12 protein-coding genes are annotated in these 15,987 nt (G+C 38.3%); all 12 read left to right on the top strand.

What is annotated here, in order from left to right; genetic code table 11:
• Positions 1-16 precede the first annotated feature (16 nt).
• Positions 17-775, top strand: a complete 759-nt coding sequence (locus RYO55_RS02575) for an ABC transporter ATP-binding protein (protein ID WP_314984035.1) — start codon at positions 17-19, stop codon at positions 773-775.
• The gene (locus RYO55_RS02570; RefSeq protein WP_314984034.1) at positions 775-2,034 is read left to right on the top strand and encodes an MlaD family protein; all 1,260 of its coding nucleotides are present in this window, start codon (positions 775-777) and stop codon (positions 2,032-2,034) included. Before RYO55_RS02575 ends, RYO55_RS02570 begins: the two co-directional genes overlap by 1 nt.
• Before the next feature lie 42 nt (positions 2,035-2,076).
• Positions 2,077-3,537: a TolC family protein gene (locus RYO55_RS02565; protein ID WP_314984033.1), complete on the top strand. Its 1,461-nt coding sequence runs from the start codon at positions 2,077-2,079 to the stop codon at positions 3,535-3,537.
• A gap of 178 nt (positions 3,538-3,715) precedes the next feature.
• On the top strand, positions 3,716-8,005 hold the full coding sequence (locus tag RYO55_RS02560; protein ID WP_314984032.1) for a translocation/assembly module TamB domain-containing protein: 4,290 nt from the start codon (positions 3,716-3,718) through the stop codon (positions 8,003-8,005).
• A gap of 176 nt (positions 8,006-8,181) precedes the next feature.
• Positions 8,182-10,350: an outer membrane protein assembly factor gene (locus RYO55_RS02555; RefSeq protein WP_295815509.1), complete on the top strand. Its 2,169-nt coding sequence runs from the start codon at positions 8,182-8,184 to the stop codon at positions 10,348-10,350.
• Positions 10,351-10,456: 106 nt separating this feature from the next.
• On the top strand, positions 10,457-10,945 hold the full coding sequence (locus tag RYO55_RS02550) for an OmpH family outer membrane protein (protein ID WP_004695463.1): 489 nt from the start codon (positions 10,457-10,459) through the stop codon (positions 10,943-10,945).
• A 29-nt stretch (positions 10,946-10,974) separates the two neighbouring features.
• Complete coding sequence (locus RYO55_RS02545) at positions 10,975-11,946, top strand: hypothetical protein (RefSeq protein ID WP_314984031.1); 972 nt, start codon at positions 10,975-10,977, stop codon at positions 11,944-11,946.
• Between the two features lie 11 nt (positions 11,947-11,957).
• The gene (locus tag RYO55_RS02540; RefSeq protein ID WP_012864064.1) at positions 11,958-12,485 is read left to right on the top strand and encodes an OmpH family outer membrane protein; all 528 of its coding nucleotides are present in this window, start codon (positions 11,958-11,960) and stop codon (positions 12,483-12,485) included.
• A 30-nt stretch (positions 12,486-12,515) separates the two neighbouring features.
• Positions 12,516-13,547, top strand: a complete 1,032-nt coding sequence (lpxD, locus tag RYO55_RS02535) for a UDP-3-O-(3-hydroxymyristoyl)glucosamine N-acyltransferase (protein WP_012864065.1) — start codon at positions 12,516-12,518, stop codon at positions 13,545-13,547.
• Between the two features lie 6 nt (positions 13,548-13,553).
• Complete coding sequence (locus RYO55_RS02530) at positions 13,554-14,456, top strand: lysophospholipid acyltransferase family protein (protein ID WP_314984030.1); 903 nt, start codon at positions 13,554-13,556, stop codon at positions 14,454-14,456.
• Positions 14,457-14,719: 263 nt separating this feature from the next.
• Positions 14,720-15,559, top strand: coding sequence for a UDP-3-O-acyl-N-acetylglucosamine deacetylase (gene lpxC / locus RYO55_RS02525; RefSeq protein WP_295815520.1), 840 nt, complete (start codon positions 14,720-14,722; stop codon positions 15,557-15,559).
• Positions 15,556-15,981 carry a 3-hydroxyacyl-ACP dehydratase FabZ gene (gene fabZ / locus RYO55_RS02520; protein ID WP_004695477.1) on the top strand — a complete coding sequence of 142 codons (426 nt, stop codon included), beginning with the start codon at positions 15,556-15,558 and terminating at the stop codon, positions 15,979-15,981. The genes lpxC and fabZ overlap by 4 nt, the downstream gene beginning before the upstream one ends.
• Positions 15,982-15,987: the final 6 nt, after the last annotated feature.

Below are 15,987 nucleotides of genomic sequence, written 5' to 3'. Positions count from 1 at the left end.
ATTTTTAGAGGGATTTATGATTGAACTGCGCAATGTTGTAGTTGCCTATGAGTCACGTGTGATTTTAGACTCTGTTAATCTCACTATTAATGATGGGGAGACGTTAGTTATATTAGGTGGCAGTGGTAGTGGTAAAAGTACACTGCTTCGCTTATTAATAGGTTTACAACGTCCTACATCAGGGCAGATTATCGTAGATGGCACAGATATAACTACATTATCTGAAGATGAATTTAATACAGTACGAAGAAAGATGGGGATGGTATTCCAATATTCAGCTTTGTTTGATTCTATGTCGGTAGGTGAAAACGTAGCTTTTGGTTTGCGTCAACATACGAAGTTAAAGGATGATGAAATCAAACGCATTGTGGCAGAAAGACTTGATTGGGTTGGTTTAAAGGGATATGAGTCGTATATGCCTAATGAGTTATCTGGTGGTATGAAAAAGCGGGTTAGCTTAGCTCGTGCTATAGCACTAGATCCGAGTTTAATTCTTTATGATGAACCTTCATCAGGGTTAGATCCTATTACATCAGGTACGATTAGTATGCTAATTAAGGGGATGCAGAATCGGCTTGGTTGTACTTCTATCGTGGTAACACATGATATGCAGTCAGCATTTTATGTTGCTGACCGCATAGCTTTACTCGATCAGGGGCATTTTGTAGAAATTTCTGATACAATAGATTTTAAGAATTCTACAAATAAGAAGGTACAACAATTTATTCATGGTGAAGCAGAGCCGATTAACGAATCTGCGATGGGAGATATATAATGAAGTGGACGACGGAGGCCAAGGTAGGGGCTTTTACGATAATAGGTATAGTTCTATTTATTGCAGGCATACTATTTGTAGGTCGTATCGATATTTGGGCTAAACCGCAAATGACAATTACAGGTGATTTCACTCAAGTAAATGGCCTAAAAAATGGGAATCAGGTTAAATTTTCCGGCGTGGCCATCGGGACTGTTTCTGATATTGAAATCACACCGCGTGGCGTTGTGGTTAAGATGAAGCTTGATGAAAAAACGCAGATTCCAAGCGACTCGATGTTTTCCCTGGGGTCAGATGGTTTTTTAGGTGATAAATTTATTCAAATTTCACCAGGACAGTCTAAAGTATATTTACAGGATGGTGACTCCGTTAAAGGTGAAGGTGTTGATGCTGTAGATAAGGCCATGCAGAGTGCGCAAAAGTTAATGGATGGCACTGAGAAGATGCTACAGTCTATTAATAGTATTATTGGTGATCCTGCAACTCAAAGTGCACTTAAATATTCCTTGCAATCTACAGCGGTGATGGCTGATAATGCGGTAGCTATTACACAAAATATGGCGGATGTAACGGCTCAACTAAATCAAGCAGCACAGCAATTTAATGCTGATGGTAATGCAGGCAATGATATGCGTGCTATTTTAACTAATTTAAAACAAACTACTGATCGTGTAGATAATATGGCTCGTACCATGGAATCAACTGTAATAGATCCTAAGGCACAAGAAAATATTAAAGAGACTTTACATAATACGGCACAGATTTCAGCTCGCATCAATAAACTGATGGGCGGAAAGGCGTACCAAACGGATGTAAATGGAAATAGTGTAGAGGTTGGTATGACTGAAAAAAAGTCATTTACCAAGATTGAACCATCTGTAGATTTGTTGTATAACACAACGGATAATGAATTCCGTGTTAATGGTAGAGTACGTGCCTTTAACAATAAAGGGCTGGCTGAAATTGGCCTTTCTAATATGGGTGATGATACTACTTTTGATCTGAATGCAGGTCGATTTATTAGTTCTAAATGGTTGGTGCGTGGTGGTATTTTTGAAAGTGAATTGGGTCTCGGGGTGGATTATAACCTCCGTGGTCCTGTGTCCTTATCAGCCGCGCTATATGACCTTAATCATCGTAAATATCGTATTCGTAGTGATATACGTTTGCATAAAGATACCTATGGCGTTATTCAAATGACCAGACCGTTCAGTTCTACGAATGGAGGTACCTATTTCGGTATTAAACAAGTATTCTAATGACTAACACATTTACTCTATATGAGTATGGAGGTACATATTATGAATAAAAAGGTTCTTTCCTTAGGTGTAATGCTTTCTTTAGTTACTACTGGTGCATTCGCCGCTGATGTAGTAACTACATCCGTTAACAACGGAGACCAATTAAGCAAATATCAAAAAGAAGCTATTCAATTAACACAAAAGCAATTAGCAGAAAAATCTGTTTTAGATAGTAAAACCTATGAACGTACATTAGCTTTAAACGAAGCCCGTACGGTTGATTTAGCGTTAGCTAATAATCGTACAGCTAAGCAAACTAAATGGGGTTATGAAGCTGCCAAATCTGCAGTAAGCCAAGTAGCAGCTGGTAAGAATCCAAGTGTTAGTTATGGTTGGAGTGCTCAAAAAACGGGCGGTGACACAGGTAGTGGCAAATCTGGTAGTCATAACTTCTCCATTAGTGCGCCTGTATTCAATCCACAACTTGATGCGAGCATTGATTCTGCACGTTATACTCGTGAAGGTACTGGTGCTAGCTATGAAGAGGCTTTACAACAAGCAAAATATGATGCTCTTAACGGTTATTATACATTGATTATGAGCCGCAATATGGTAGATGTAGCACAACAAGCTGTTAAAGATTATCAAGGTCATGTAACCAATGTAGAGGCACAGTATAATGTTGGTTTAGTGGCGAGCTCTGATGTATTGGCCGCTAAAACAAATCTTGATGATTCTCAAACATCTCTTGTAAAAGCGCAAAATGCTGCAAATTTAGCAGAGGCGAACTTAAATCAAGTTATTGCATACCCTGCACAAACAGCTATCACTACAGCAGAGCGTGATTTACAATATAAACCATATAATGTAACCTTGGAGCAAGCGAAAGCATATGCTATGCTTCATCGTTCCGCTCTTGTTAAATCGGCTCTTGATGTAAAATCTGCAGAAGAAGCTGTAAAATCTGCTAAGGCGGGTTATTTGCCGACTGTAGCTGTAAAAGCTGGTCGTGGCTATGGTGATCAAGATGGATACTTTGGTACAAGCACAAAGTCCTGGAGTGTTGGTGCTAGTGCTACTTGGAACTTATGGGATGGTGGTGCAACACAAAATGCTATTAAAAAAGCAAATGCACAACTTGAACAAGCAAAAGAAGCTAATTTGGCAACTGTTGATGCTGTATTGTTAGCCGTACAAAAAGCATACTTGAATTTACGATCTGCAGAACAAACAATTCAAAGTACACAAACTGCAGTCGCACAAGGTCAAGAAAGTTTCCGTATTGCTACGCTTCGTTACCGTGCAGGTGTTGGTACGAACCTTGATGTACTTGATGCAGAAACTAAGTTGACAACAGCTCGTAATAACTATGTAGAAGCTCTTTACAATTACAATATTAGCATTGCGGCTCTTGAACAATTAACAGGCGTTCCATTGTCTACATCTGTAGGTCAAGGTGCTGAAGTTATCGCTAATAGTGGCGCTGTTGAACAATTGGCAAAACTAGGCGGCAATCAATAATATGATCCTTAAAAAGACGACTTCGGTCGTCTTTTTTCTTGTAGTGGGCATTATAGATAATGTGTGTTATTGATATGTTTTATAAAATTTACCCTGAAAATACTATAGTTATTACTGTGTCTGTGGTAAGATTAGTATATATATTTATATTATTCATAATGTGTATGGGAGTATCATTATGACCCGTAAAAAGTGGCTCCTTATCGGTGCAGCGATTTTAGGTTTATCTGGTATTGTTGGCGCCAGCATCAATCCTATGGCTCAAACTTACATAGCACCTATAGTTAAAGAACAACTAAATAATGTCATAAACGGATCTATAGACTATGATTCTCTCCGAATTAATTGGAATGGTGATGTTGTTCTAACAGATGTAACTATCAAAGATAGAGATAGACATTTAGTTGGAACTGCTCAAGAGGTAGCTGTAGGAGTTAAACTATCTTCTTTACCGAATATTATTGGTGGCAACACATCAGGGGCTACGGCTATTTCAAGTGTAATCGTTGAGGCTCCAGACTTTCATATATGGCAATTAGCTGATGGGTCGTGGAGTATAACTAAGTTAGTAAAACCATCCGATCCAAATAGGTCGGGTACTTTTGATGGTTCTGTGACTATTAATGATGGTCGCGTAGCTCTACGTACTAAAGATGGAATAAAGAGAAATGTAGAAAATCTTGATGGGACGATGGTGCTTAATATGAGTGGCATGTCTAAAGGCGCCTTTACTGCTGATGTAGACGGTTCCGCAATTACCATGAATGGCAAAATTGATATGAACAATGTATCTAATTTTGATCTCTTTGTACAAGTTGATGAAATTGATACTGCTGGTATTATGAGTTTTGTTCCACTTCGTAAGGAATTATCTGTAACGAGTGGTAAATTACAAGATGTACATTTGAATCTTAAAAGTGAAGATGGCAAATACATCATGAGTGGTAATGTAGGCTTTAAAGGCTTAACAGGCACTTATAAACGGGGTAATACAATTTATAATATTACCGATGGCACGGGGCGTATTATGCTTAATAATGATCAAATCGTTATTAGTCGTAGTTCTTGGCGGGTAAATGATCAAGTAGCAAAGATCAATGGATTAGTTACACTGGGTAAAGAGGAAGAGTATTTAAATCTTAATGTTGTGGCCGATAAAGTAGCTTTAGAAGCGATAACAGATGTCGGTGTTACTGGCATTGTAGGTGGACGTGCACATATTGGTGGTACGACAGTAGCCCCTCGTGTAGATGCAACGATTGCTAGTGATGGTATTTCTTATAAAGGTTACTATATTGATCGTTTACAAGGGAATATCGTATATGATAACGGTTTAGTTCGTACTGATGATGCGCGCCTGTCTATAGGTGAAGGTAGCGCAAAGGTTAAGGGTCAATATGTAGCTGATACAGGGGATTTTGATGCTATTATAAATACTCAAGATTTACCTTTAGGCACTTTCACAAAAGATATGACCACACCGATTACAGGCAATATCGATGGTGAGATTCGTATTTTAGGAAAAAATAATCAAGTTACAGATGCCGTAGGCGCTGTTGAAGGTCGCCAAATAGGTATTCACGGTGTTGTGGTTGATACTGTAAAAGCTAACTTTACGCATGCTGATAATCGTACAAATATAACCGTTGTAGGTACTATGGGGGATGGGACGCTTAGCGGGTATGGCTATATCCAGAATGGTAACGTAGATGCCACTATTTCAGGTAATGCATTGCCGTTGACCGCATTAAGTCCTATTATTGGTCAAGATGTTGATGGCACCTTAAATACTTCTTTTGCGATAAAAGGCATAGTAGATAATCCAAATGTAACGGGCACTGTATGGGGTCAAGAGGTACATTATAAAGGGGCTCGATTCAATAATATCCATGGTGATATTAAGCTAGATAACCATATTCTCACTATTATCAACGGACATATTGGTGATGGCGATGGGGGCTATGATGTTAATGGTTGGTATAATCTTGATACGGATGCGTTAGATTTAAATGCTAGGGCTCGGGCTGCTCGTATTGAAAATGTGATTCGTACTGTTACAGATGTTCCTATTACGGGTTGGTTTGAAACGGACAATCATATTACAGGAACGGCTGCAAATCCGATTATAGAAGGTCGTGCTCATTTGTGGGATGGTTCTGCTTATGGAAAACTCGTGACCAATGCATTTGCAAAATATAACTATCAGAATGATACATTAGAGCTTTATAGATTTGATATTGAAGGTTATGGTGCAACTATCACAGGTGGAGGTACAGTATCTAAAGAAGTAATTAATGTTGATTTTGAAGGTAAAAATATTGATATGGGCAGATTGCTCATTAATACGGGTTACAAAGTTGATGGGTTGGTATCTGGTCGAGGGCAAATTACTGGATCTATGGATAACCCTCAATTCAATGGCTATATTTCATCTGATGCCTTATCAGTTAATGGAGAATTATTGAACGATATTCATGGTCGTGTTTATGCAGATAAATCGGTTGTAAATGTACAAGATTTCACCTTTGCTGAAGCCGATGGTGGTCGCTATGCTGTTAAAGGTGGTATGAAGTTTGATGACAGTAGACAACTATTTGGTGTATTAGATGTTACTAATGGTAGCGTAAAGAATTTGCTAACCTTGCTAGACCGGTCCAACGAACATATTGATGGTAAATTAAATGGTTCTGTTGAAATTGGAGGTACACGCGACAATCCAAGTGTTAATGTAACAGGCAAGATTAATGATGTAAGTATTGATGAAAAAATTGTTGGTGATGCAACTATCAATGCAAGTTTTGCTAATCGTAAATTCAAAGTTACAACTTTGAAACTACCTGTTGGGGATGGTCTTATTGCAATAGGCGGTACGATGGATCTTGATGGTCAAGCAGATTTACAGGTTGCATTAAAGGATGTTGATATAGTACCGTTCTTGCCACTTATGGGTAAGGATATTCAAGCTACTGGTTGGGTGACTGGTGTTGTGAATATCACTGGAGAAACTAAGAATCCTAAAGTAGAATTATCCAGTGCTATAGAGTCGGGGGCCTTTAATGGTGTTGGTATTGATGAAGGTTTTGTATTGGCTACAATGCAAGATCAAGTTATTCAGATTCAACGAATTCAAGGTGCCAAAAGTGGGTATAAGCTAAGTGTCTATGGTAAGATTCCATTAGCGGCAATCTTTACATCTGGGTATATTCCAGCAAATGATAGCAAATCTATGGATGTAACTATTGATTTTAACGAAGCCAATATGGCTGTTATCCCTCTTCTTACAACTAGTGTTAAGGAGGCAACAGGTCCGTTAAAAGGCACGGTTCACATTACAGGCACTATTGATCAGCCTGAAGCATATGGTACTGTATCGGTACGTAATGGTACGATGAAATTGGCAAGTGTAGAAAATCAAATTACTGGTATTGATGGTGACTTAATTTTCTCTGGTCAACAAGGTGATTTCCAATCCCGTATTAATATGGGCAAAGGCTCAGCTGGTTTGGCTGCTAAAGTAAATTGGTCTGGACATACTCTTACTAATTACAAGGCGGCAGTTCAGCTAGAAGACTTAGAGGTTCGCAGTGAATATGTAAGAGGACCGTTGAATGGTGAACTTTATATTGCTGACCGAGATGGATTGCCGACCCTTATTGGTACTTTAAATCTTGAAAAGATTCAATTCAAAATTCCTCTTTCCTTACAATCTAGTGAAAGTACCAAAGATATGGGGGTGGATGTTACTGTTCATGCGGGTAAAGGTGTACGCTTATATGATCGCACCTTATACAACATGTTTATCAGTGGCGATGTTCATTTTGGTGGATCCTTACAAAATCCAACTGCTAGTGGTCAATTCGATGTTAGAAATGGCACGTTTAAGTATTTGAGCCATGTATTTAATATTACAAAAGGGAATGCCCATTTCGTAGGTGGCTCTTATTTACCAAACTTACAATTAGAGGCTGAAACAAATGTAAGTAATTACACTATTATGCTTGGCGTAAAAGGGACAGTGGATCATATGGACTTATCATTGTCCTCTAATCCTACATTGTCTAGAAAGCAAATCATTTCCATGTTGACCTTCGGCCGCGGTGCAGATTCAAATAGTAGTACTTTGACAAATGAAGATGTGAATGCTGTGGCTACAGCAGGGCTTCAAATGTTTGCTTTTGGCTATGTACAAGATGCATTACAAAATACACTTGGGTTAGACCGCATCAATATTACAACAGGGTCAATTGATCCCGATGAGCCAACCAATAGGGATACGGCAAGTAATTATAATATTGAAATCGGTAAATATGTATTACCGAGAGTCATGTTGACTTATTCTCAAGGCATTAATAACAAACAAAATAAATATGGTATAGAATATTCTGTTAAACGAAACCTTAAGTTCACGGGATGGCATACATCAAAAGGGAACAATTATATAGGTGGTCGTTGGACACGTAGCTTTTAAGAGTGTGGCTAGAATGTGTAAACCCCTTAGGTATGCACATTCTAGTCATATTAATTTCATAAAATTTGTTTAATATAGTACTCATTCCAAGCAATTTATGCTATAATGATAAAGATTTATTAGTCTTTATAAATAAGATGTAAACTCTTTATGGGGATGAGTTCTAGGAGGAATTTATGTTTAAACCAAAAGCTTATAAAAGTATGCTTGCAGCGTCCGTGTTGACCGCTGTCATGGGGACAGGCAGTGTATTTGCTGCTGAGGTACAAGCTGGCTATACTCCAGATTTAAATAGCACAACAACGACTAATGCTGCTAAAGCAAATGATGCAGCTATTACACAAGCTGTTTATAATGCTGATGCAACTACTACAACTATACAAGATGAAACTGATGCGGCTATCTTAGCTGCTCGTGGTGATACGACTATATCTAGTGACGGCACTGTAGTAAAAGGTTCTGATGGAACTGTTACAGTAAATAATGCTGCTTTAAAAACTGATGATAAACAAGTAAAAATGGTATCTAAAACTACTGGTGGTACTGACCTTGATAAGGCTGCTGAAAATGGCCAAACTCAAGCTGTTACAACAGTAGAAGCACAATATGTCACATCTGCTAGTGCAGAATCTGTTAATCCATACGTAGGTAAATTGATTACCGGTTTATCTATATCTGGCGTTACAGCTGAACAACAAGCAAATTTATTGCCGATTTTAACTGAAAAAGTTGGCGATGCTGTATCTGTTGATGGCGTATTTAAAGATGTAACTAATCTTGGTAATACTGGTTACTTCTCTGAAGTAAATCCTGTATTTACTTCAGTGCCTGAAGGCGTAAAATTGGACTTTGCCGTAACAGTAAATCCAATTACTACTGGGGTTTCTTTTGAAGGTAATACTGTATATTCTTCCGAAGTATTGACTAAGTTCATGGACATTCAACCAGGTCAAGTTCTTAACTCTGTATCCGTAGGTCAAAAAGTTCAAGGTATTAATGCTGCATATGCTCGTGATGGCTATATGTTAGCGCACGTTGATGGTATCCGTGTAGATGACCAAGGCGTACTTCATATACACATTGTTGAAGGTATTGTAGAAGATATCATTCCAGCAGGTAACAAGAAAACTCGCGATAAAGTTATTACTCGTGAATTTGTTCAAAAGAAAGGAAAACCTTTCAATAAATTCTTGGTACGTCGTTCTGTAGAACGCGTATACAACTTAGGCTTTTTTGATGACGTAAACGTTCGTATGTTGCCAGGTGAACAAGATCCAAATAATGTAATTATTGAAATCGACGTATTGGAACATAAGACAGGTACCATTACATTAGGTGCTGGGTACTCTAAATCTGATGGATTGATGGGGATCGTTGAGTTTGGTGAAGATAACTTCCGTGGTACTGGCGATAAATTTAAAGTTCACTGGGAAATCGGTGGTAAGAAAAAATATAAGAACTACCAAATCTCCTACTTGAAACCTTGGATCGATAGCAAAGGTACATCCCTTGGTTTCTCCTTCTTCAACCGCGAAGATGAATATACAGATTACAATGAAGATGGTAATGAAGTAGCAGAATACAATAAGAAATCTCGTGGTTTCAATATTTCCTTCGGCCGTCAAACTGGGGAATATACTCGTGATTACTTGACATTAGAATCCCGTAAAGATTCTTATAAATGGGATGATGATGATAGCTCTGGCTTCCGTTATGATAAAAATGCGGGTAAAGGTACAAACTGGGATAATGGTTCCTATAACTTCGCATCTGACAACTATGTAAAAAATAACTTCGGTCGCATTAACTCCGTAACATGGCAAAAAGTATACGATTCCCGTGATAATATCTATGAACCAACTCGTGGTCGTCGTATTTCCTATACTACACAATGGGCTGGCCATGGCTTGGGCGGTGACTTTGACTTCTATAAATTCACAGCTGAAACTCGTATGTACAAGAAATTGGGCGCTAAGAATGTATTGGCATTCCGTGCACGTGCTGGTTTCATCCAAGGTGATGCTCCTTATAGCCAATTGTTCACGTTGGGCGGGGCTGATTCCTTACGTGGTTATGAAGATGATCAATTCCGTGGTAAAAAGATGTACAATGCTACATTGGAATTCCGTTTCCCAATTGTTAAGAAAGTTAGCGGTGTGTTATTCGGTGATATTGGTGATGCATGGGATGCACCAAATGTTACATGGTATAACAGCAAAAAATCCTTTAACTATGGCGTTGGTGCTGGTGTTCGTATTACAACACCAATTGGCCCTGTTAAACTTGACTATGGTGTGGGTAAACACAAAAATAAATTCCACTTCAGCTTCGGTACACAATTCTAATATAGTAAATGTATATGGTGAAGGCCTCTTTTTAAAGAGGCTTTCACCAATATCTCTATATGGCATCCTTTGATGCAGTGATTTAAAGAAATGAGGGCACTCTATTATGATGCGAATGATGAACAACAAGGCGAATGTAAAGATTTTTTCCATCGTCATTGCTGCTATTTTTATTGTTGGTATTGGTGCGTTAGCTTATACGCAAATGGCTTCGCCTAGTAGTAATAGTGGGACTAGTACTATTGGGGTTATCGATACATCTCGTATGTTGTCTCAAGATAATCCAATTTATATCTCTGCAGCTCAAGAATATATGAGCTATCAAAGCCAATTACAACAAGAAACGCAAGCTAAAATTGATGCAGCACAAGATGATGCTACTAAACAAAAAATTGCTGAAGAAGCTCGTCAAAACCTAGCTAAAAAAGATCAAGAAATTGCTAAATCCGTTCAAGATAAAGCTATGGAGGCTGCAAAAGCGGTTGGTGATGCTAAAGGTCTTAGCGTTGTTATGACTAAAGACACTGTACTATACGGTGGTGTTGATATTACAGATCAAGTATTGAAAAAACTAGCTACTGATGCAAAAAAATAAACTGTAGTTCTATGTAAGGGAGAACGACAATGAACGGGAAACAACGATATATAGGACTAGTCATATTTCTCGTTGCTGCAATAAGTGCTATGGTTTGGGCCTATGGTTTTGTAACAAATCACCAACAGGGTCCTGATGGCATGTCAATAGGTGTTGTACGCATTGATGATGTACTAGAGTTTAATCCATCCTATGCGGATTATAAACAAGCCAAAAATGAACTGGAACTTTTACAACGGCAATATGAACTTGAACAACAAGCCTTAAATGCCAAGTCAGAGACACAAGATAAACAGTTGAAAACGCTTGCACTGGATTCAACCTTGTCAGATGCTCTTACGGTAGAATTGCAAACTCGTATTGCAACAAAAGAAAATGAACTAAATCAGCAATTAAATGCAAAGCGCAATGAATTAACTCAAAAGTATTTAGCTGAGTTAAAGGTTAGTACTAATGAATATGATCTGGAAATCGTAAACCTTCAACTAGCCTTATATGCCTATGATGCACGTGTATATATAGATGATGCACAAAGAGCAGCGGCTATGGCTGAAAAAGCTAAAAAAGAAGAAAGATTAAAGGACTTATTAGCTAAGAGAAAACCATCGGATTTCGATGTAGATTCAATTAAAGCAAAGGTACAGGCTGAGCTTGCTCCAATGCAACAAAAAGGGCAGGAAGAGCTCAATCAATACGCTGCATCCCTACAGAAGGAATTAGCTGAGAAACGAGACTCCATGGTACAACAACAAGCACAATCCATCATTGCTAATAATAACCTGCCTGTGGCGCAAGAGTGGAATGATACATGGGCAAAAAAGCTTTCAGATAAGGAAGCTGAAGTGAGTGCACTTCATGAGGCCATTTTAGAAGATGTTCGTATGCGCGTAGCAATTATTGCTGAGGAACAACATTTGGATTTAGTTATCATCGATGATGGTGGTAATATTAAAGGGCTTGATATTACTGATGCAGTGAAGGCGTCCTATCGAGTTCAATAAGGAGTTATATTATGAATAAACGTATTAAATCTTTAGTATTAGGTGCATCTTTAGTAGCTTCTATGGCTATCTTAGGTGGTTGTGGTTCTAATAATGTTGGTTATGTTGATAGCGTGAAAGTGGCAAACAGTACTGAAAAAGGCATTGAAATTACTAAAGAAATCAATGCTAAAAAAGCGGAATTAGATGCTAAAATTGCTGCTGCCGATGAAGCATCTAAACAAAATGTATTTAATCAAGCGAATCAAGAATTAAATGCCTTTGCGAATGCAAAAGCGCAAGAATATCGTCAATATCAAGAACAAAAAATCAATGAACTTGTGAAAGAAAAAAAACTTGATGTTATTATTGAGAAAGGCGCTGTTGTTGGTGGTGGCTCTGATGTAACTGATGATTTGATTACAAAAATGGGTAAAGCTTCTGACGACCAAATCAAAGAAGTTGAAAATGCAGCTAAAGCCCAAGAGCAACAAGATGCTCAGCAAAATGCACAACAAGCAGATCAAGCTGCAACAAGTACAACTGAAGCTGCACAATAATTGAGGATTACCACGGGGGAGGAGTTTGCCTTGGAAAAAACTTTACAGGAACTCGCAAATTTAGTAGGCGGTCAACTTATAGGGGATGAGTCTATTGTCATTACTGAGACACGTAGCTTTGAGCAAGCAGTAAAACAATCCATAACTTTTGCAATAGGTGAATATGTTGAACATATTGCATTATGCCAAGCGGGTGCTGTTATCGTTGAATCGGAAGTAAAAAATGCACCGATGGCGCAAATCGTAGTTGATAATGCAAAAGCCGCATTCGCCCAAGTGCTAGAAGTATTCCATCCACCTGTTGTAGTTCCCCGTGAAGTGCATAGTACAGCTATTATTGGCAAGAATGTTACACTTGGTAAAAATGTAGCTATTGGTGCCTATTGTGTTATTAATGATAATGCTGTTATCGGTGATAATGTAACGATTCGACCTTATGTATATATTGGTCATAATGTACGAATTGGGGAAGATTCTGATATCTATGCAGGTGCTATCGTACATGAGAACTGTATTTTGGGTAAACGCGTTGTATTGCGTGCTAAAGCAGTTATCGGTGGTGAAGGTTTTGGCTTTGCCACAGAAAATGGTATTCATACGCATATTCCTCAAGTAGGCAATGTTATTCTTGAAGATGATGTAGAAATTGGCTCTTGCACTACTGTTGATAATGCTACAATGGGATCTACCTTGGTACGTCGCGGTACAAAAATTGACAATCTTGTTCACCTTGGCCACAATGTTGAGATTGGAGAAGATTGTTTCTTGATTGCACAGGTTGGGATTGCAGGTAGTACAAAATGTGGTAACCATGTAATCTTTGCAGGACAAACAGGCTGTACTGGTCATATTACAATTGGAGATAATGTACAATTTGCAGGTAAAACAGGAATTACTGGCAATGTACCATCTAATTCTGTTATGGCTGGGTATCCAATGAGACCTCATAAAGAGTGGTTGAAATTGGCTGCTTACGAGAATCGTTTGCCAGAAATGGTGAAAACTGTAAAACAATTACAAAAAGAAATTGACGCTTTGAAAGCACAGCTTAAGGAGAGCTAATAATCCATGTATAGGTTTATGAAAATCTTTAGTGCCTTTATTTGCTTATTACCTAAAGGTTTGCAATATGCTATTGGTACATTGCTAGGTGAAATTGCGTGGTTAGTGGTGCCACCTAAACGTAAGTGCCTAGCGATAGGCCAAATTTTATTCTGTAATATTACAGATGATCCTAAAGAAGCTCGACGTATTGCGAAAGCTAGCACTACACGCTTTGGCCGTATGATTATTGATGTATTGCGCTATCCTGAAATTAAAGATGGTGCATACAAAGATATGGTGGAGTTTATTAATCGAGAGTACTTAGATGATGCCTTAGAAAATGGTCGAGGTGCAATCTTAGCCGCTGTTCATAGTGGTAACTGGGAACTCCTAGGTGCCGTTCTTGCTTCTGAAGGGTATCCGTTGATTTCTGTGGCTATGAAACAGAATGGTGATGCCGATAAGTTTATCAATGAATATCGTCGGATTATGCATCAACATGTGACCTATAAAACAGGTGTTCGTGAAATGATTAATGAACTAAAAAAAGGTGCATTTTTAGGCCTTATTATGGATCAGGACCCTGGTGATGATGGCGTTCTTGCACCATTCTTTGGTTATGAAACATTGACGGCTGCGGGACCAGCTGTATTGGCTCGTATGCAAGATGTGCCCATTATTTTTGTAACCATACATTATAGTCCGTTTTCTGAGAAATATGAGATTGAAGCGCATTCACCAATTTATGTGGAACGCACAGATGATAAAAAGCGTGATATAGCGGTAACAACAACTCGTCTAAATGAGTTTATTGAAGATTATATTCGGCGATATCCTGAAGATTGGTTTTGGCTTCATAACCGTTGGAAATGGACTCGTCGTTTTTATGGTGAACAAATAGATACACCACCTGATGTTTTTCAATAGTTAATAATTTTAAAGAGATTTTGTTTATGCGATTGTGGAATATCCAAGATGAAACTGATTCCTATTAGCATGGATGAAATCTCTTTTTATTTTATAACATATAATTTAGTGTTTAAAAATAATCTATTAAAATTTTAAAGACTAAGAATAGTCTTTCCAATTAGCGTAATATATGGTAAATTTCTTGTAACGCCTATGCAAATAGGGTATAATACATATTGGTGTATAGTAAACGTGAATTCAGATTATGAAAGGACATTCTTATGAGTAAGCCACAACAAACAATAGAAAAGGCTATTTCATATCAAGGGATTGGCCTTCATAGCGGTGAACCAGTACATATGGTTTTCAAACCTGCACCTGAAGATACAGGAATTGTGTTTGTCCGCACGGACATTGAAGGGAATCCTTCTGTGCGAGCACACATTGATAATGTGACGAACACTATGCGCGCTACCACATTGGAAAATGGTGAGGCAAAGGTATTCACTGTAGAGCATGTGATGGCCGCGTTCAGTGCTATGAATATTGATAACTGTTATATTGAAATGGATTCTCCAGAACCTCCTGTAGGTGATGGCAGTAGTGCTATTTTTGTCAATCTTATTGAAGAGGCTGGTATTAAAGAACAAACAGCACCGCGTCAGGTATATAAAGTGACTCGATCCCATGCTGTTTATGATGGAGACCGTTTTGTTGTGATCTTGCCATATGATGGTTATCGTATGACGTTCACATCTATTAACAGTCATCCGTTGCTGGGCACTCAACAATGTGATTTTGAAGTATCACCAGAATACTTTAAAGAGCATATTGGGTCTGCTAGGACTATCGGATTTATGAAAGAATTAGAACAATTACAGGCCATGGGCCTTGCAAAAGGCGGTAGCCTAGATAATGCATTAGTCTATGATGATGAGAAATGTCTATCTGTACCACGCTTTGATGACGAATTAGTTCGCCACAAAGCATTAGATGTTATAGGAGATTTATTCTTATTAGGACCAATTGAAGGCCATGTAATTGCTTTGAAATCGAGTCATGAACTAAATTCAAGATTGGCTCGCAGTATAATGGAAGAAATAAGGGAGACACAGCCATGATTCTTAATCACGAAGATATTTTAGAAATTTTACCTCATCGTTATCCAATGCTTTTAGTGGATCGCATTGTTGAGTTAGAACCTATGAAACGTGCTGTGGGCATTAAAAATGCTACATTCAACGAATTATTCTTCCAAGGTCATTTCCCAGGTAACCCAGTTATGCCGGGCGTATTATTGACTGAGGCTATTGCTCAAGTTGGTGGTATTGCATTATTGTACCCTGAGGAAAATCGTGGGCTTACTCCTATGTTTACAGGTATTGATAAAGTGCGTTTCCGCCATCCTGTAAAACCTGGCGATCAAGTTCGCATGGAGGTAGATATTGTTAAAATTAAAGGTAAAATGGGCAAGGTTGAAGGCCGTGCCTATGTTGGCGACAAATTGTGCGCTAGCGGTGAATACATGTTTGCCCTTGTATAATAGAAT

This window comes from uncultured Veillonella sp., assembly GCF_963551295.1.
GTDB lineage: Bacteria > Bacillota > Negativicutes > Veillonellales > Veillonellaceae > Veillonella.
Note: the sequence above shows the minus strand (reverse complement) of the source record. Positions and strands in the feature narration are given on the sequence as shown.